Below are 19,469 nucleotides of genomic sequence, written 5' to 3'. Positions count from 1 at the left end.
GGAATAATATTCGCGGCCTGCTCTCTGGGGTTTCCCCTATCACAATCCTTTTGTCAGACAGGAAAAATCAATGTCCGGCTTTAAGTCCGATTTTCTACGCACCCTTTCCGAACGCGGCTTTATTCATCAGATGTCTGATGAATCAGGTCTGGATGAACTTTTCACCAAGGAAACAGTGACTGCGTATATTGGCTTCGACCCGACAGCATCCAGTCTGCATGCGGGCGGCCTCATTCAGATCATGATGCTGCACTGGATGCAGAAAACCGGTCATCGTCCGGTTGCGCTGATGGGCGGCGGCACCGGCATGGTCGGTGATCCGTCATTCAAAGAAGAAGCCCGCAAGCTGATGACGGTTGAAACCATTGCCGATAATATTGCAGGCATTAAAAAGGTTTTCACCAACTATCTCACTTTCGGCGAAGGCAAAACTGACGCACTGATGGTCAATAATGCCGACTGGCTGGCAGGGCTCAACTACCTCGAATTCCTGCGTGATGTCGGCCGTCATTTCTCCGTCAACCGCATGCTGTCTTTTGACTCGGTTAAAACCCGCCTCGATCGTGAACAGTCGCTGTCGTTTCTCGAATTCAACTACATGATCCTTCAGGCTTATGACTTTGTTGAACTCAGCAAGCGCTACGACATGCGTCTGCAAATGGGCGGTTCCGACCAATGGGGCAATATCATCAATGGTATTGATCTCGGCCATCGCATGGGCACACCACAGCTCTATGCATTGACCTCGCCGTTGCTGACCACATCGTCAGGCGCCAAAATGGGCAAGTCGCTTAACGGCGCAGTCTGGCTCAATGCAGATCTGCTGAGCGCCTACGACTTCTGGCAATACTGGCGCAATACAGAAGATGCCGATGTGGAGCGCTTCCTCAAGCTCTACACCACAATGCCTATGGATGAAATTGCTCGTCTGGCAGCGCTTGGCGGTTCGGAAATCAACGAGACTAAGAAGATTTTGGCCACTGAAATCACCGCTATGCTCCACGGTCGTGAAGCTGCGGAAAAAGCTGCTGAAACTGCACGTAAAACTTTTGAAGAAGGTGCAATTTCTGACAATTTGCCAAGCCTGAGCATTGCCAAAGACGAGTTGGTTGCCGGTCTCGGGATTCAGGCTCTGCTGGTTAAAGCTGGTCTTGCATCTTCCAATGGTGAAGCACGCCGTCATATTCAGGGCGGTGCGGTACGCATCAATGATGTGGCTATTCAGGATGAACGCGCCGGTATCACTGCCGGCGACGTAACTGAAGACGGCATCATCAAGCTGTCGCTGGGTAAGAAAAAGCACATTCTGGTACGTCCAGAATAGGCTTAGCTATAATGATGGAAATACAAAAAAAGCGCGGAGTAATCCGCGCTTTTTTTTATTATAAAAACGTCCCTGTTTAAAACTCGAAGATTGAGCGGAAAATACCGGGTGCAATCACCGAAATCGGATTGACGATAATATTCGGCTGTTTGGCATTCCCTGCCAGCTTGTAAGTAATCCCGATCAGGCCACGATCCCGCCCATTGCCAAGAATGGCACCCAGAACCGGAACCTCACCAAAGAGGCGATTCAGACCATAGGCAGGCATGAATGTACCGGTAACAGACATATTGCCGTTGCGGTCATAGAGAATCCCCTGAAAAGTCGCGCCGATCAGAGGGCCGCGGATCACACCGTTTTTCAGCGTCAGATAGCCTGAGCCTTTTTCGATCTGCGCATAGCCACGCTCAAAATCTACCCGCGTTACATCAATATTGCTACGCACAGCCTGATTGAGGCTCTTGCCCCCACTGGAACTGCTGGACACCAGCTTATCCAGCCGCGGTTCGTTGATTACAGAGAAATCCCGTGCATCAATATTACCGTAAAGCGGCCCTTTGCCCTGTGAGGTCAGATTGGCCGTTATTTTGCCGCCGCGCATCTTATCGTAAAAATCAAAGAACCGCAGCACAGCCCCCGCATTGGCGGAACTAAGCGCCACCGAACTGGCGTCACTCTGATTGCTGGACGTGGCACTGACCTGCGCATTATTCTCAGTCACAGCATTCAGCGACACACCGGATACCTTTGCCCCTGCTGTCTCATAGGATACGGTAACATTGAGCAGGCTTTCATCATAAAAGCCTTTAACATCATCGATCTGTGCATTCACGACAATACGTGGAATAACACCGCCCTTGCCCTGCCGGTCTTTTTTCTCATCGACATTGCCGGAAACAGCTTGCTTAATCAGCGCCCGCGCATCAAACGCTTTACCGCGAACATCCACACGGAAACCATTACCGGATTTACGGACTTCAAGGCTCAGATCATCATTCCGTGTCAGATTGAGTTTACGGATACTCGCCGACTGAAGTTCGTTATTCTCCAGTGTCAGATCGCCATTGATGTGAAAGCCTGTACCGTTGAAAACGAAATTACGTACCAAGACAGGGCTTTTGCCATCCTTCGGCAGCTTCAAATCCAGTGTCAGCTTTGCCGGAATGCCTGAGCCTTTTTTCCAGCCGAGCCAAGGCAGATTAACCTCGGTCTTACCAAGATCAGCCGAAATTTTGCGGGTTTCTCCCTGTTCTTCGCCCAGATCCAGCGTCAACGGACCTTTGAAAATCTCATTCAACCCCGGATATTGCGCCGCACGGGTTTTATCATCCAGCTCCAGCCGCACATTTTGCTGACGCTTGATGGTCGTATCCGCCAAAGGCTCAATCAGCGATAATTTGGCCGGAATATTATTGAGCTTTGCGGTGGCATCGATTTTAGCCACGTCTTCATTGATGCTCAGCGTGCCCTTGGCCTGCGATACGGCCTGACCGTTAAACGGCTTTTTCATTGCTACGTCATTGAAAGCCAGATCGGCCTGCCATTGCAGGCTTTCTTTCGGAGCATCTTTCGTCACCGAAAAAGCCACTTTGACCTTGGCATCGACATTGCCGCTCAAATCTTCGGCGTTGAATGGCAATTTACGCAGCGCATTGATCGGCTTATACCCCACCAGCTCAGTAATCGCCGAAGCCTCACCACTTAAATCCAGATTGAGATCGGCAATCACGGGACGCTGCCGCCCCCATGGCACAAATAATGTGCCGCCATCAACATGGATACTGCGATTGGCAGGCGTAAATGCGGTTCCTTTTTCAAGGCTGATTGTTGTGTGAGCACCGCGCACCGCAATTGTGCCCGCAGCATCGCGCACCGGCGGTATTTCACCGATCACATCAAAGCGCACACCTTCAACTTTAAAGTCCGCTTTAATATCCGATTCTGTAAGATCCGGTGGCAAACCAGGGCCATTGAAATGACCGGCAGCCAGTGCAATATCAATCCGGCCTTCTGTCATCTGACCGCCGAAAAGGTTTTTCAGCACCCAGTCACGCGCACCATCCGCCACATTCAGCGGCCAAAGCTGCTTGGCCTGTGCCACCGGCATGCCCGGAATACGCAGCATAAAGATCATCGCCGGAGAGCCATGGCCAAAAATCATTCGCCCCTGACCATACAGCTCACCGGAATCTGTTTTCACATTCAGATCATTGAAATCGACACGGCTGGCATTCTGCATCAACCGTCCGGCAATTTTAACGCCGAATGGTAACGGCGCTTCAGCTGAATTTTCCGGCGCACTGACAGCACTTCTGGAAAGCAATTCAAAACGATAAGCAGGTTTCTCAGCAATATCTGCAGCTGCCGGTATGGCCTGTTCAAAGCCGCTCTGAGGCTGTCTGATTTTCACAGCTGGCAAAGTATCGGCCTGCGATGCGCCCTCACCACCATTGGCAATGCGCTCGGCCTGTTCACGGATTTTCTGAATAGCCTGCTCTGTATCACTCACCGGTTCCAGACCAAAAGCGCCTTCCAGTACCGTCGACAAACCGCCAAAATTGAGATTCAGCGCTTTAATTTCCAGCTTTTCCTCACCGGCCACATGCTCGAAATTCAGCGCAAGATTGCCTTTAATCCCGCGCTCACGCCCCATATCAACAATGGCATCATCCAGCATCAACTTACCGGATAATATTTCTTTATGTTCTGCCGTCTCAGCCTGCCCTGACAAGGAGATCGACGCCACGCTGTTGACATGGAAATAAGCCGGATTTGGCCGGTCATCAGCAATTTTGGGCATTACCTCTTCCGGCGAACCAAGACTGACCGGAATATTACTCAGCGTCAGGGCAAAATCTGAAGCATGTGCCGGGTCATCAGCACGAGTCATTTCCGCCGTTAAAGCCGTGACTTTACCCTGCCAGACGAATTCGGCATCGAGTGTTACTTTTTTCTCAGACTGACTGACATGCGCATTGCGGATCAGGATTTCCTGATCTTTATCCAGTGCGCGAAAGGCAAAAGTCACATCATATAAGGCAATTGCTTTGGTGCCACGCAGATCAAGCAGCGCCAGCGTTTGATCGACACCAGCAAACACCTCACGCGAGAGCAGATCGAAATCAACCAATCCTCTGTCATTCAACGGCAGGCGAATAAAAGGCTTCGGCTTATTTTCATTTTCTTCCAGCCGGATGATGGCATCGCCAAGCTCAACACGGGCGACCTGAATAGAACCGGTCAACAGCGGTAATGGCGCTAAGCCCAGTTTAACTACGCCAAGCTTTTCAACCGAGATATCTTTAATGCTGCTCTCAAGGGCGACATCACGCGCCTCAAGCGCCAGTTGACGGTTACTGTCGAGCGACACATAGGCTTCACTGATCGAAACACCGGCATCAGGCCCCAATATAGTCTGCAAGCGTTGTTGTGCTTCGTCACGCAGCATCTCGCTGCTGATACCGGAGCGCAGAATGAGAAAACCAATACCCGCCAGCACTATCAGCGCAAAACTCACGGATGCAAAAGCACGCCAGCATTTTGCGGCAAAGCTTTTGCGCTTGCGACGCGCTTTCCGTGCGGCTCTTTTATTCAGCAGCTCATGATAATCAGGGCAGTCTTTCAGTACAGCTTTATTGTCAGCTCCCGCACCGGATGACGGGTACTGATCCAGATGCTGGATGTCGCGCTTATTAAAGCGGATTTTTCTCGGTTTTTCTTTCAAAAACTTAAATCACTATCCGGTTTGTCTGCATCTGACCTGCATTATCTTCAAAAGAAAATATGCTGTTCAGCCGAAACGAAATCAGAGCAATCTGTTCCGCATAAATGAATCGTCATTTCAAAGCCTTGATAAAAACCAAAATCCCAGAAACAACAGATGATTACAAGTCGCGGGCAGCAATCAATTCACTTTGCCCCTGTAAAAACACCTCTGATAAAAATTTCTACTGACTTTTCATGCTACCCGAATTTGCCTGATGCTAATCTGTGAGTAAAATCACACTATTCTTCAGGCTGAATCATTCGTTTAATGCTAAGGCTTAAACGGATCGCTTAAAGATGAAGAAAGGCACACTTATGACCAGTGAAACAGATAATGCCGTAACTTTTGTTGAAAACACGCCGCTACAGGCGGGGGATCAGGCACCGGCATTCTCACTTCCGAAAAATGGTGATGACACGCTTTCTTCAGCAGCGCTGCAAGGGAAAGCCTATGTGCTTTATTTTTATCCGAAAGACGACACCAGCGGCTGCACCCGCGAAGCAATCGACTTCAGCGCTCTAAAACCGCAATTTGATGCCATTGGTGTCAGCATTATCGGTGTCTCGCCGGACAATGCAGCCAAGCACGACAAATTTATCAATAAACACGATCTCAGCGTTGAATTGCTTGCGGACGAAGAAAAATCATTAAGCACGGCCTATGGCGTTTGGGTACAAAAGAGCATGTATGGCCGCAAATATATGGGCATTGAACGCTCCACATTCCTGATCGGTAAAGATGGCAAAGTTGCACAGGTCTGGCGCAAAGTTAAAGTTGCCGGTCATGCTGAGGCCGTTCTCGAAGCCGCCCGCGCGCTGAAGTGATGATTATTTCAGCAATGGAAACCCTTTATTAACTCTGTAACGGTGTATGATCTGAGCAACAGTCCAGAACAGTTTTACCCATGAACACAGTTTGTTATAATTAAAAAAGTGATCCGCTCCGGCAACCTTTGCGAAGCAGAAAAGTTCAATCTTCCTGCCATACAAAATCCGCAAACCTGTCCGAAAGCTGATCACAGAACTGCTCTTTTACGAAAGGCAGAACACCATGTACGCTCCACGGAGTAAGACGATGTCAGTCACAGGTAAGATCATGGCCCGCAACGGTTCAAACATATCCGCCTCTGCGACACTGCTGCGCTTACAACGCCGTGCAGGTAGTTTTCTGCTGGCCGGCCTGCTCGGCTACAGCATCGCAGCCAGTGCGCTTGTTGCCGGTGCTTTAGCTGCATCCGTACTGCCTGCCCAAGCACCGCTATCAGAAACAGGCCTGACATTGCAGACTGAACAAGTGGCCGTTGCACAGCCGATGCCGCCAATGCCGGATCAGGCCTATACTGCCAAATTTCATGAAGGTGCGGCCGACCTCGATCTGCCAGCCAGTTTTGCCGGTATTGACCCTTTTATCACCGGACCAGTGCCGAAATAACGAGAGTGTGTCACGCTTAACCTGCCACACGGCGCTCGCTCTGATAATAAAAAACGCCGCTAAGCTAAACTTAGCGGCGTTTTTTGTTTTGATCATTTAATCAGATCAATCAATGTCCTGCACATCGGCATCCGTGCCATGCACACGCTGTGCCAAAGCTGCTTCCATGAATTCATCCAGATCACCATCCAGCACATCATCAGGGCTTGTGCTTTCAACACCGGTACGCAGGTCTTTGACCAACTGATAAGGCTGCATGACATAAGAACGAATCTGATGTCCCCAACCGATATCGGTCTTGGATGAGTTAACCTCATTGGCAGCATCTTCACGCTTCTTCAGCTCTTCTTCATAAAGACGGGCACGAAGCATCGACCATGCCTGCTCTTTATTTTTATGCTGCGAACGCTGTGTCTGACACTGCACCACAATGCCGGTAGCAATATGCGTAATACGAACAGCCGAATCTGTGGTGTTAACGTGCTGACCGCCCGCACCGGAAGCGCGGTATGTATCAATACGTACATCTGATTCTGTAACCGCGACTTCAATATTGTCGTCGATTACAGGATAGACCCAGATACTGGCAAAAGACGTGTGACGGCGCGCATTGGAATCAAACGGCGAAATACGTACCAGACGATGCACGCCTGATTCTGTTTTCAGCATACCGTAGCTGTTATGGCCTTTCACGAGGATCGTTGCGGATTTAATACCCGCTTCTTCCCCGTTCTGAACTTCCAGAACTTCCACTTTGCGGCCATCGCGCTCACCCCAGCGCGAATACATGCGCAGAAGAATGGACGCCCAGTCCTGACTTTCCGTACCACCGGCACCGGCATGAACTTCCAGATAAGCATCATTGCCGTCAGCTTCACCGCTGAGCAGCATTTCAATCTGGCGCTTATCAAGATCAGCCTTAATCTCACGAATAGCGTTTTCCGCATCAGTGATGATGGACTTATCGCCCTCTTCTTCACCCATGGCAATCAGCTCGATATTATCTTCAAGCGAGCGGGTCAGCGCGAGAATACCGTTGATGCTGTCATCCAGTTGTTGGCGTTCACGCATCAGCTTTTGGGCTTCCTGCGGATCGTTCCACAGGTTTGGATCTTCAGCACGGCTATTCAGATATTCGAGTTTCTTCAGTGACTGATCCCAGTCAAAGATGCCTCCTCAGCAGGCTTATGGCCTGCTTGATTTCGACAACCAAGTTCTCAATCTCGGCACGCATAGCTGCGGCTCCTTTATCATTGATTTGTAGTCAGTGCATGACTTTAACAAAAAAGCATACAGGCACTGCTCAGAGTGCCTGTATGCTGATTGTGATAAAGCCTGTCAATATTTCCCTTGATGTCCGGTCTTAATAAAGACCACCCGATCCGGAATTGATTGCCTTATTGGCCTGTGGTGATTGCGGCTGCACCGGCGAACCTTCCTGGAAACTATCCGCACCGATAACAGAATAGCTATCAGCAGGGCCTGTACCCGGTTTAAAGGCTTCCATAATCACATCCGGGCCACCCGGCGTTGCGCGCATACCTGTACGACGGTTAATCGCAATCATGGTCATGCCTTCAGGAACACGGAAATCAACTTTCGGCGCATTAGCCATTGCAACGGTCATGAAATCCTTGAACACCGGAACCGCAAGACCGGAACCTGTACCGCCACGACCAAGCGCTGCCGGCTGATCCATACCAAGGTAAAGACCAACAACCATATCCGGCGTAAAGCCTACAAACCATGCATCTTTTTCATCATTTGTCGTACCGGTTTTACCGGCAAGCGGACGATTAAGGCTGAGCAACATACGGGCAGTACCGCGCTTAACAACACCTTCCATCATAGAAGTGATCTGATAAGCAGTCATCGGATCAAGCACCTGATCGCGATCATCAATCAGCTCAGGCTCTTCCTGATTATTCCACTCTTCCGCATTACAATTCTGGCACTGACGCATATCATGTTTGAAAATGGTCTTACCGTAACGATCCTGCACACGGTCAATCATCGAAGGCGTGATCGAACGTCCGCCATTCGCCATAATCGAATAGCCTGTCACCATACGCAGCACAGTGGTTTCACCGGCACCAAGCGACATGGCAAGCACCGGCATCATCTTGTCATAGATACCAAAGCGTTCTGCATATTCCGCAACGGTTTTCATGCCCATATCCTGTGCCAGACGCACAGTCATCAGGTTACGTGATTGCTCAATACCGTAGCGTAATGTTGAAGGGCCTGAGAACTTACCGGAGTAGTTTTTCGGGCTCCATACGCCGAGCGAACCGCCCTGATCGACAGAGATCGGGCCATCAAGCACCACGGATGCAGGCGTATAGCCATTATCCAATGCAGCGGCATAGACAAAAGGTTTGAAAGCAGAACCCGGCTGACGATAAGCCTGCGTTGCACGGTTAAATTCCGACTGCGCATAGGAGAAACCACCAACCATAGCCAGCACGCGGCCGGTATGCGGGTCCATGGCAACCAGCGCACCGGAGATTTTCGGCACCTGACGCAAACGATAAGCATTACCGTCTTTTTTCTCGACATAGATCACATCGCCGACATCAAGCACACCAGCCGGAGATTTAGCTGTTGAACGCTTGCCAGCGATATTCATGCGCATTGCCCATTTCATATCGGCAGCGGCTACACGCCCCGTCACACGCTCTTCACTGATTTTTCCTGAAGGATCACGGACAGGCTGAAGTCCGATCTCCAGCACATCCGGTGTCGCATCCAGAACCACCGCCAATTGCCACTCAGGCACGTCGGTCAGACCGGCAACTTCGCCCAGTTCCTGTCCCCAATCGGCATTCATCGGCAGTTTTTTAACAGGACCACGATAGCCTTGCGCTTCGTCATAGCGGATAAAACCGTTATGCAATGTCTTACGCGCTTTGATCTGCAATTGCGGATCAAGCGTTGTACGCACCGAAAGACCGCCTTCGAGCAGAGAAGCATTGCCATAACGCGAAACGATCTGGCGACGCACTTCCTCAGCGAAATATTCACTGGCGAACAGGCGTTCATCGGCATTATGCGGTTTCACGCCAAGCGGTGTTTCTTTGGCTTCTTTCGCATCTTCTGCACTGATGAAGCCATTTTCCGCCATACGCTCAATAACCCAGTTGCGGCGCTCGACAGCGCGCTGGGCATAGCGATACGGATGATAGTTTGCAGGACCTTTGAGCAATGCAGCCAGATAGGCAGATTCGCTGATGGTCAGTTCATTCACGGACTTGTCAAAATAGGTTAGCGCGGCACCGGCAATACCGTAAGCGCCCATACCGAAGAACATTTCATTGAGATACAGCTCAAGAATCTGGTCTTTGGTGAAAGTGCGCTCCATACGCAGCGCAACAATCGCTTCCTTGATTTTACGGTCATAGGTCTGCTCGGACGAGAGCAGCATATTCTTGGCAACCTGCTGGGTAATGGTAGACGCACCCACAGGGCGGCGGTCATTACCGGTCAGCTTATTGACAATATTCGTGCTCATCGCACGGGTCAGGCCGAGATAATCCAGACCGTGATGCTGATAAAAGCTTTTATCTTCTGCAGAAACGAATGCCGCTTTTACGCGATCCGGCACAGCTTGAATCGGCAAGAACATGCGGCGTTCTTTGTAATATTCAGCCATCAGACTACCGTCTGCAGCATGAACGCGCGTTGTCACCGGCGGCTCATATTTGGCCAGCACTTCGTAATCCGGCAGATCCTTGCTTATGCTGTTGACGAAAAAAGCAACGCCCCCCGCCACGATCAGCATTAGCACCGTACCGATGCCGAAAAAATATCCGATAAGCCGTACCATATTTTATCCGGTGTTCCGTTTCAGATTATCTGCATTATATATCATCAACTTAGTAAAAATTCACAGGCAAATTTAGCAGGCTTTGCAGCGCTAAAACATTTTATTCCTGTTGAACTCCTCCAAGCCACCTATTCTCTACCCTGATCTGAGCAAAAACCAAACTACTCAAACAGAATAAATGCATAAGCCATAGCCTGACACTAAGGTGCAAACGGGTAGTGAACAGCAAATGCGTCAAAGACAAGATGAATTTACTGTTTTTAACTCTTTATTCATTTCTGTGACGCTTTTGACGCAACTTTTTTTGCACAACTCAACTTTATTGGCACGTCTCAATCTTCAAGGCTGAGCCTGCACATTGTTACGCAAGGTATAGTACTTAGCCACAGCATGGGAAATTCGCTCTACAGCCCGTTTACGCCACGCTATGTCTTTTAGCAGCTTCTCATCATCTTTATTAGATAAATAACCGATTTCCACCAAAACAGACGGAACATCCGGCGCACGTAACACCTGAAACCCGGCAAAACGATGAGGATTATTGATAAGATTAACCTCACCCTGCAAAGATTTAACCAGCCCGTCAGCAAAATTCAGCGAGAATGAATGGGTTTCGCGCTGCGTCAATTCCATCAATATATCGTGAACCACCGGCGCTTCTTCATTATAGATGCCCGCACTGGCATCCGAATTATTTTCACGTTCCGCCATAGCGCGCGCCACATCATCAGACGCCTTGTCTGAAAGCGTATAAACCGTTGCACCGCGAATATCCTTATGACTGATCGTATCCGCATGGAGCGAAATAAACAGATCGGTATCATGCTGGCGCGCCAGACGCACACGCTCACTCAAACGCAAAAACGTATCATCCTCGCGGGTCATCAGCACATTAATGTCTTTATTCTTCATGAGTTCATCGCGAAGCTCACGACCAAAAGCAAGCGTTACATTTTTCTCTAAGGTGCCAGCTACACTCTCAGCACCGCTATCAATACCGCCATGCCCCGGATCAATCATAACCGTAAATTGATGGCTGGAACCCAACGTGTCACTAATCCCCGGAGACGTACCCGCCTCTCCCGCATCCAGTGCAGCATCGGCATTGGTGTTTGAGGCTAGAGCCTGCGCAAACTCACGGTTAGAGCTGGCAACAATATCAACAACCATCCGGTAACCCGCTGAAGATTCGTTTTTAAGAACCTCAAGCTTCTCAACTTTAAACGGGCCTTTCGCATTCAAAATCAGACGCGAGCGGTTTTGCGCGATCAAACCATAGCGCACTTCTGTGATCAGTCCCCGCGGCTCAAGTGATTCTTTATCAAAGCCGAAATTTGTCTCTGGCAGATCAATAACAAGACGATGCGGGCGTTCAAGAAGATGCGTTTGCGCTTTTGGTTCACCATCAAACATCACCACAATACGGCTGCGCAGTTCATCTCCGGCCATCCGAAATGTCAGCGCCGACAATTCAGCCGTATTTTGCGCAGCAACACTCGCCCGCATTGGCAGCATTACCACCAGAGCTGCCAACATCACTGTAAATGCATTTTGTCTGTAACTGAGAAAATCAGACAAAATGCCGGCAAACGGGTTGTCAGAAATTTTAAAAAACATTGTCTTGATCAAACTGCGGTTAGGCTGAATTTCATGGTGGCTTTATTCGTACGGGACTATCGCTTTAGAGCGCCCTCTTGAGCGCACAAAGGTCACTTTAACACATTATATTTGCTGCATAATTTCACCTTAGACTGATTCAAATATATGAAATTATGCTGTAGAGGCAGAAATGATCTGCATTTTCATCCGGCACTATGGCTGTCTTTACGGCAGATACATGGCACCTCACAGCACCATAGCAAATTTTAAACCACTCAAACGCAATTCACCCGAGAAACGCACTGCCATATCTGTCAGGCATCCGCATTTGAAATTAGAGCTTTATAGTTAATGAAATACTTTGTCAGGCGCATCATTTTCATAACAGAATAATTGTTTTTATTTGCGTTCAAATTTCAGCTCTTTGCAGCATTAAATGATGAGGCTGAATAAATCTTCCAGCGAACAAAGCCGGCTTAGAATTTGATTGCGAACTATCGCTGCAAACGGCCCGAGACATTTTCTAAACCAAGCCTCTAATTAATTGAAATAAAACATTAAATTTAAAAATCCGCAGATTATTCATTTGAACAACGGGCAACACTCTATTATATTCTGCTTGTCACAGGATCGATCAGGTCCTAAAAGCATTATCAGGTTACAGATTTGCCATCGGAATCATTCTCTGTTCAGCGTCCGGTTTACACCCGCGGACAGGCTCTTATCGTGGCAGATCAGCACAGAACCTGACGATGAAAATCGTCAGAAAACTGCACAACCGCTTGGAGGATAATTTCATAAATTATTCGGCGGTAAGCGTAACCGAAGAAGGATTTAGCTCTGGTACGGTTTCACCGGCCACAGCTCATAAAGACTGCAGGCTATGTGAGAAATCATAATCGGCAATCTGTTATCTACGGCATCGTGCGTTGTTATCAACGCCGTTTAAAATGCCGCAAAACTTTTGAATTGCTGCATTTTTTATCCTCAAGGATTGATGCGGCACTATAATCGGCCTGTTTATCAGGTCTTTCGAGGTCGTTTCGATCGGAACCGCTATGGGTCATGCAGACTTGACCAGTACCAGCCTGAAAATCGCGAGTGCCGCAAGGCATCAGCGCGTGAAGACTGTACTCTGCGTTCCGGAGAAGCTCAATTTATCCGGCAATCACGCATATACACGAACCAGCGCTCAGGTAGCGTCTCTGGCCGTCTCTTTGTCAGAGCCCTTGGTTCCTCTGGATTTACGTTTTTCCGCCGGAAGGAAAAACACATATGTCGAACAAAATGCTTATCGATGCCTCCCACCCGGAGGAAACGCGCGTTGTTGTGGTGCGCGGCAATAAAATCGAAGAATTCGATTTTGAATCTGAGCATAAAAAACAATTAAAGGGCAATGTTTATCTGGCACGCGTCACACGCGTTGAGCCATCATTGCAGGCTGCATTCGTGGAATATGGCGGCAACCGCCATGGCTTCCTCGCCTTCTCGGAAATTCATCCGGACTATTACCAGATTCCGGAAGCTGACCGTAAAGCACTGCTTGAAGCAGAAGCCCGTGCAGCACGTGAAGAAGATGAAGACGAACGTGAAGAAGCGCCGCGTCGTGGTCGTCGCAGCCACAATGATCGTCGTGGCTCCGGTCGCAACCGTCACCAGAACAACAATCGGAACAATGTTACAGCTCCGCAGATTCCTGCGCCTGAATTTGTCGGCGATTTCGCTGCACAAGCACAGGAAGCCTATGCTCAGGCTCAGTTGAAAGCGGCTCAGGAAACCGCAAATGATGATGCGGAAGACAATGCAGCTGTTATGGCCGCTTCTTCCGATCAGCCGGTGATCCGTGAGAAAGCGCCGCGCAAGCAGCATGTATCCGACAGCGATGACGATGATGACGACCATGATGATGAAGATGATCAGGTTGAATCAGTCGGCGCTGAAGATGCGATGGAAGAACTGCCAGGCAGCAATCGCGTTCATCGTAAACATTACAAGATTCAGGACGTTATCAAGCGCCGCCAGATTGTTCTGGTTCAGGTGGTTAAAGAAGAGCGCGGCAATAAAGGCGCGGCTCTCACAACCTATCTGTCCCTTGCAGGCCGTTATTCTGTTCTGATGCCAAACACTGCGCGCGGTGGCGGCATTTCGCGTAAAATTACCAATATTCAGGATCGCAAGCGCCTGAAAGATATCGTCAAGGAACTCGAAGTGCCGCAGGGCATGGGTGTAATCCTGCGTACAGCCGGTGCCAATCGCACCAAGGCTGAAGTGCGCCGTGACTATGAATATCTGATGCGCATGTGGGACAATGTCCGCACACTCACCATGCAGTCGCAGGCACCTGCCCTCGTCTATGAAGAAGGCAATCTGATCAAGCGCTCGATCCGTGATCTTTATAATAAAGACATCACGGACATTCTGGTGGCTGGTGAAACCGGCTACCGTGAAGCTAAAGATTTCATGCGGATGCTGATGCCGACCCATGCGCGTGTTGTTCAGCCATACCGTGAAACAACGCCGATCTTTGCCCGCACAGGCATTGAAGCACAGCTCGACCGTATGCTGCACCCGCAGGTGACGCTGAAATCCGGTGGTTACATCATCATCAACCAGACCGAAGCTTTGGTGGCGATTGACGTGAACTCCGGTCGCTCGACCCGTGAAAATTCGATTGAAGAAACTGCACTTCAGACAAATCTGGAAGCAGCGGAAGAAGTTGCACGCCAGCTGCGTCTGCGCGACCTTGCCGGTCTGGTTGTGGTTGACTTCATTGATATGGAAGAAAAGCGCAACAATCGTGCCGTTGAAAAACGCATGAAAGATTGCCTGAAAGATGATCGCGCCCGCATTCAGGTTGGCCGCATTTCGCATTTCGGTCTGCTGGAAATGTCGCGTCAGCGTATCCGCGCTTCCGTGCTGGAAAGCACCATGCAGCCTTGTCCGCATTGCGCAGGCACCGGTATGATCCGCTCGGATTCCTCGATGGCACTGCATGTCATCCGCTCGATTGAAGAATTCCTGCAGCGCAATTCGCAGAACAATATTATTGTTCGCGCACCGCAGGCGACAGCGCTTTATGTGTTGAACCATAAACGTCATCTGCTGGCAGAAATGGAAAGCCGCTTCGGTCTGACCATTGAATTGCAGATTGATGAAACTGTTGGTCATCAGCATCTCGCTATTGATAAAGGCACACCGGCTGCCGGTCCGCTTAATCCGGTTCCGCAGACCATCCAGTTCATGCCTTATGACGAAGAAAACGATCCGGAAATCATCGACGTTGAAGATGAAGGTGAGGCAGAAGCCGGTTCTTCCGATGATGAGACATCACGTGAAGAATCTGCTGATGACCGCAAACGCAGCCGTCGTCGCCGTCGCCGTCGGAATGGCCGCGATCGTGATGCGTCTGATGCGCAGGACGACAATGCAGCGGATGAAGATGACAGTGATGATGCCTCTGACACGGATGATAATGCGTCCATGTCTGAAGAAGATCGTCGCAAGAAGCGTCGTCGTGGCCGCCGTGGCGGACGTAAAAACCGTCGTGGTGAATATGAAAATACCCGCACACCTGCGGTTGAGTTTATCGGTTTCAGCCGTGATGAAGCTATCTCGCGTCTGAATGCGCATAAACAGGCAGCCGAAAAAGCTGCACAGCCGCTGCCAAAACCGGAATTTGTGGGCTTCACGCCAAATACAAAACCGGCAGCAACGACTGCACAACCAAGAAAGCATGCGTCTGCCAAGGTTGAGACTGTTACAGAAACCGCGGCACCTGCAGAGTCGGACAAGAAAACCGGCAAGCCAACGCGCAAGCGCGCTGCCAAGCCACGTTCTGCTAAAGCTGCACCTGCGCCGGAAGCTGAAACTGTAGTTGAAGCCATTGTGACAGTAGCGGATACTGTTGCAGAATCGGTTGTTGCGGAAGTTGAAGCCCCTGTCGTTGAAGCTGTATCCGATGAGGCTCCAGCTAAAACCACACGCAAGAAAGCTGCGGAAAAGCCAGCCAAGCCTGCCCGTAAGCCTCGCGCTAAAAAGGCAGTAGAACCGGTTACAGAGGCACAGGCTGAAGTCGTTGAAGCTGTTGTTGTGACAGAGGCTGCGGAACCAGTTACCGCTGAACCAGCACCTGAAAAGCCTGCACGTGTACGTAGCAGCACACAGGAAGCTTCCAAGCCGGTGGTAACCTCGCAGGTTGCTCCATCTGAAAAGAAAGAAGAACCATCTGACCAGCCTAAGCGCGGCGGTTGGTGGCAGAAAAAAGGCTTCTTTTAAGCCTTAGAGTACTGTGCGCCCTCTTGGGCGCTACACAAGCTCGCTCTAACACTTTATATTTATAGTATAGAATATAAAAAAGCCGCCGGAATTTCCGGCGGCTTTTTTTATTGTAGTAATGTTAGAAAATCCAAACCCGCATCACTTAATCATTGATTTCAGAGCCAGCCTTCCAGACGACGCATCGCTTCACGCATTTCATCTGCGGTTCCGGCATAAGAGAAGCGCATCGTGCGGTTGCCTTCCAGCGGGTCGAAATCCAGCCCCGGTGTTGCGGCCACATTAATCTCGGCAATCATTTTGCGGGCAAACGCCATACTGTCATTGGTAAAACGCGATACATCACAATAGGCGTAGAAAGCCCCGTCCATAGGCGCTGCTAATGTCAGCCCCATTTTCGGCAGATGCTCACCAAGGATCGAGCGGTTCAGCGCATAGCGCTGTTTGATAACATCCAGCTCATCAGACGCTTTAAATGCTTCAATAGCAGCAATCTGCGATAATTCCGGCGCAGAAATATACAAGCTTTGCGCAATGCGCTCATTCGGACGCACGGCTTCTTCCGGCAGCACCATCCAGCCGATACGCCAGCCGGTCATGCAATAATATTTGGAGAAGGAGTTGATAACCGTCACATTATTATCAAAAGCCAGTGCGGTTTTATCAGGACGGTCATAGGTCAGACGATGATAGATCTCATCGGAGATCACACGAATATTGCGTTCCCGTGCGGCTTCCAGAATAGCTTTAAGTTCATCATCTTCAATAATTGCGCCGGTCGGATTTGCAGGGCTCGCAAACAACACGCCTTTCAGCGGCTTCTCTTCATGCGCAGCAATCAGGCTTTCGGCAGTTAAATTGGGGCTGATCCCTTCGCCGGTGCCAATCTCAACAACCTCAACGCCAAGCGCTTTCAGAATATTGCGATAGGCCGGATATCCGGGGCGGGTAATCGCCACACGGTCACCCGGATCAAAATAGGTCAGAAATGCCAGATTAAAAGCGGCAGACGAACCCGTAGTCACAGCAATGCGCTGCGGGCTGACTTCAACGCCATAATGTTCTGCATAGTGAGCAGCAATGGCTTCGCGCAGACCAATCAGGCCAAGTGCATCCGTATAGCCGATTTTGCCATCAACAAGTGCCTTTTGCGCGGCTTCACGCACACGCAACGGCGCCGGATCGGCAGGCTGACCAACGGCCATTGAAATCATTGGTGCGCCTTCCGCACGGCGCCGGTTGGCTTCCGCCAGCACATCCATGGCATGAAACGGATCGACATCACTCCGGTAGGAAAAAACTCTCACTTTTCAGCCCTTCAAAACGCCCCTGAGACAGTCGTTTCTGCAAGAAACACACAACAGACATACAGGGATTAAGAATATGCCAGTTGCATAGCCCGAACAGCCCCATGCAACAACCATCCGATAGTCACAAAATATGAGCCTGAAATGATAAAACACCGTGAAACTTTAGGCTTCTTAAGCCTGACTTCAGTTTAGGTCATAAAAAAGGCCTGAAATGCCATGAATAAAACCGCGAACACAGGCATGAAAGATACGCAGAATATATAATTCTGTTTTTCGTGTCGCATCAGTTAGCGCATTCCGAAAAGTGTGAAGCGGTTTTCAGGATAAAATGCGCGTAAAACAAAAGATACAGCGGTTTCAACGTTTCAATATTAACTGAAACCGCTCTAAAACAGCATTATCATTGATGTTGCTGATTCACGCCTGCCGCTTGCGGTAACCTGCTCCTGATGGTTTATGAAACGGGATTTTATTGATGGCCAAAACCGATTTTCTTCGTACCACGCCTGCGCCACAACCGGCAGCATCCGTGCCGGTTCATGCCCGCAATAGTTCTAAGCAGATGCTACGCCTGCCACTCTCGCTGATGATTTCTGCGGCAGTTCTCGCAAGCTCTGCCTTCACAGCCTCTGCACAATCCCGTTCAGTACCCATTGTCCGTGATGCGGAAATCGAAGCACTTGTCAGCGACTACACAACACCAATTCTCAATGCGGCAGGGCTTGGCAAACAGCGCATCAAAACAATTCTGGTCAACAGCCAGAGTTTCAACGCTTTTGTCGACGGACGCCGCATCTTCATCAATACCGGCGCCTTGCTCCAATCTGAAACACCGAATGAGATTATCGGCGTTATCGCACATGAAACCGGCCACCTTGCCGGTGGTCATCAGGATCGGCTGCGCGAACAGTTGAAACAAGCCAAGACAATGGCCGTTATCGGCACTCTGCTCGGCCTTGGTGCGGGTATTGCCGGTGCAGCTACGCGGAACAGCGCCATTGCCGGTGCCGGTGGCGGTATTGCGGCTGGCGGCGGTGAAATCGCCATGCGTAGCCTGCTGTCCTATCAGCGCTCGGAAGAAGCAGCCGCTGACCGTTCTGCGATCAACTACCTCAATAAAACCGGCCAATCGGCCAAAGGCATGCTGGTGACATTCGAGCGTTTTGCCAGCGCCCTGTCGATCAGCGGCACACAGGTTGATGCTTATCGTGTCAGCCACCCATTGCCGCGAGAGCGCATCGCCAATCTGTCGACTCTGGCACAGCAAAGCCCTTATTTTGAGAAAAAAGATCCGGAAAGCCTGCAAGAGCGTCATGATCTGGCACGGGCAAAAATTGCAGCCTATTCGGGCGGCATGGGCTCATTACAGCGTATCTTCCGCAAAAATCCGCGCGGCTTAGGCGCACGCTACGGCGATGCAATTGCCACATTTCTCAACGGAAATGCCCGTAATGCAATTCCGAAAATTGATGCCCTGATTAAAGAGCAGCCGAAAAATCCTTATTTCCGTGAAATGAAGGGCGACATTCTACTGAAAGCCAACAATCCGGCTGGCGCTGCTGCCGAGTTTAAACAGGCTGCCGCTCTTGATCCGCGTAAATCTAGCCTCATTCGTATGAGCTATGGCCGCGCATTGATGCTCACAGGCAACAAAGCCAATATGCAGGCAGCGATCACCGAGTTAAAGGCAGGCGTCACCAGAGATCCTGAGTTTTCAGAAGGCTATGGCTATCTGGCACAGGCCTATGGCCAGTCCGGCCAGATGGGGCTTGCCGATCTGGCCACTGCAGATCAGCATTATTATGCCGGCAACATCAATGAAGCCAAGATTTTCGCAACCCGTGCTCAGAAACAATTGAAATCCGGTTCAGCAGACTGGCTGCGTGCGCAGGATATCATCAATACGAAAACCAAAAAGAAATAATGCAAACAGGGAGA

At 50.0% G+C, this 19,469-nt stretch carries 9 protein-coding genes and 1 pseudogene; 5 read left to right on the top strand and 5 right to left on the bottom strand.

Annotated elements, in window-relative coordinates; all coding sequences use genetic code 11:
* Positions 1 to 70 precede the first annotated feature (70 nt).
* On the top strand, positions 71 to 1,324 hold the full coding sequence (gene tyrS / locus QUF18_RS11860) for a tyrosine--tRNA ligase (protein WP_289387312.1): 1,254 nt from the start codon (positions 71 to 73) through the stop codon (positions 1,322 to 1,324).
* Between the two features lie 76 nt (positions 1,325 to 1,400).
* Here tyrS and QUF18_RS11855 read toward each other — a convergent pair whose 3' ends face one another.
* A complete protein-coding gene (locus QUF18_RS11855; RefSeq protein WP_289387311.1) occupies positions 1,401 to 5,048 on the bottom strand; it encodes a YhdP family protein in 3,648 nt (1,215 codons plus the stop codon).
* A 356-nt stretch (positions 5,049 to 5,404) separates the two neighbouring features.
* Here QUF18_RS11855 and bcp point away from each other — a divergent pair, with 356 nt between their 5' ends.
* Together bcp and QUF18_RS11845 are read left to right on the top strand one after the other, a co-directional pair.
* Complete coding sequence (gene bcp / locus QUF18_RS11850) at positions 5,405 to 5,914, top strand: thioredoxin-dependent thiol peroxidase (RefSeq protein ID WP_289387310.1); 510 nt, start codon at positions 5,405 to 5,407, stop codon at positions 5,912 to 5,914.
* Positions 5,915 to 6,164: 250 nt separating this feature from the next.
* Positions 6,165 to 6,521 carry a hypothetical protein gene (locus QUF18_RS11845; RefSeq protein ID WP_289387309.1) on the top strand — a complete coding sequence of 119 codons (357 nt, stop codon included), beginning with the start codon at positions 6,165 to 6,167 and terminating at the stop codon, positions 6,519 to 6,521.
* 105 nt (positions 6,522 to 6,626) lie between these two features.
* Here the strand turns inward: QUF18_RS11845 and prfB are convergent.
* From prfB to QUF18_RS11830, 3 genes are all read right to left on the bottom strand, one after another.
* Positions 6,627 to 7,755, bottom strand: a protein-coding gene (prfB, locus tag QUF18_RS11840) for a peptide chain release factor 2 (protein ID WP_289387308.1) whose coding sequence is annotated in 2 segments (ribosomal slippage) — positions 6,627 to 7,685 and positions 7,687 to 7,755 — 1,128 coding nt in all. Because the reading frame shifts where the segments join, the coding sequence is not laid out codon by codon here.
* A 129-nt stretch (positions 7,756 to 7,884) separates the two neighbouring features.
* Entirely contained in the window at positions 7,885 to 10,347 is a 2,463-nt protein-coding gene (locus tag QUF18_RS11835) for a penicillin-binding protein 1A (protein WP_289387307.1), read from the bottom strand.
* A gap of 339 nt (positions 10,348 to 10,686) precedes the next feature.
* Positions 10,687 to 11,883 (bottom strand): N-acetylmuramoyl-L-alanine amidase, encoded by a 1,197-nt coding sequence (locus QUF18_RS11830; RefSeq protein WP_289387539.1) that lies wholly within the window; start codon positions 11,881 to 11,883, stop codon positions 10,687 to 10,689.
* A 1,338-nt stretch (positions 11,884 to 13,221) separates the two neighbouring features.
* Between QUF18_RS11830 and QUF18_RS11825 the strand changes: the two are divergent.
* A pseudogene (locus QUF18_RS11825) lies at positions 13,222 to 16,017 on the top strand (Rne/Rng family ribonuclease); the annotation flags it as partial.
* Positions 16,018 to 16,379: 362 nt separating this feature from the next.
* Here the strand turns inward: QUF18_RS11825 and QUF18_RS11820 are convergent.
* Entirely contained in the window at positions 16,380 to 17,483 is a 1,104-nt protein-coding gene (locus tag QUF18_RS11820) for a pyridoxal phosphate-dependent aminotransferase (protein WP_374806741.1), read from the bottom strand.
* Positions 17,484 to 18,093: 610 nt separating this feature from the next.
* Between QUF18_RS11820 and QUF18_RS11815 the strand changes: the two genes are divergently transcribed.
* Positions 18,094 to 19,455 (top strand): M48 family metalloprotease, encoded by a 1,362-nt coding sequence (locus QUF18_RS11815; RefSeq protein ID WP_289387538.1) that lies wholly within the window; start codon positions 18,094 to 18,096, stop codon positions 19,453 to 19,455.
* The last annotated feature ends 14 nt before the right edge of the window (positions 19,456 to 19,469 follow it).

The organism is Pseudochrobactrum kiredjianiae, assembly GCF_030362795.1.
GTDB classification, from domain to species: domain Bacteria; phylum Pseudomonadota; class Alphaproteobacteria; order Rhizobiales; family Rhizobiaceae; genus Pseudochrobactrum; species Pseudochrobactrum kiredjianiae.
This window is presented reverse-complemented; position numbering and strand designations above follow the sequence as displayed.

What these genes read in the sequence shown, in the direction of transcription:
- QUF18_RS11815 (WP_289387538.1), top strand. Translation starts at nt 18,094, where the DNA reads ATGCTACGCCTGCCACTCTCGCTGATGATTTCTGCGGCAGTTCTCGCA.
- bcp (WP_289387310.1), top strand. Translation starts at nt 5,405, where the DNA reads ATGACCAGTGAAACAGATAATGCCGTAACTTTTGTTGAAAACACGCCG.
- QUF18_RS11835 (WP_289387307.1), bottom strand. Translation starts at nt 10,347, where the DNA reads ATGGTACGGCTTATCGGATATTTTTTCGGCATCGGTACGGTGCTAATG.
- tyrS (WP_289387312.1), top strand. Translation starts at nt 71, where the DNA reads ATGTCCGGCTTTAAGTCCGATTTTCTACGCACCCTTTCCGAACGCGGC.
- QUF18_RS11845 (WP_289387309.1), top strand. Translation starts at nt 6,165, where the DNA reads ATGTCAGTCACAGGTAAGATCATGGCCCGCAACGGTTCAAACATATCC.
- QUF18_RS11830 (WP_289387539.1), bottom strand. Translation starts at nt 11,883, where the DNA reads ATGTTGGCAGCTCTGGTGGTAATGCTGCCAATGCGGGCGAGTGTTGCT.
- QUF18_RS11820 (WP_374806741.1), bottom strand. Translation starts at nt 17,483, where the DNA reads ATGGATGTGCTGGCGGAAGCCAACCGGCGCCGTGCGGAAGGCGCACCA.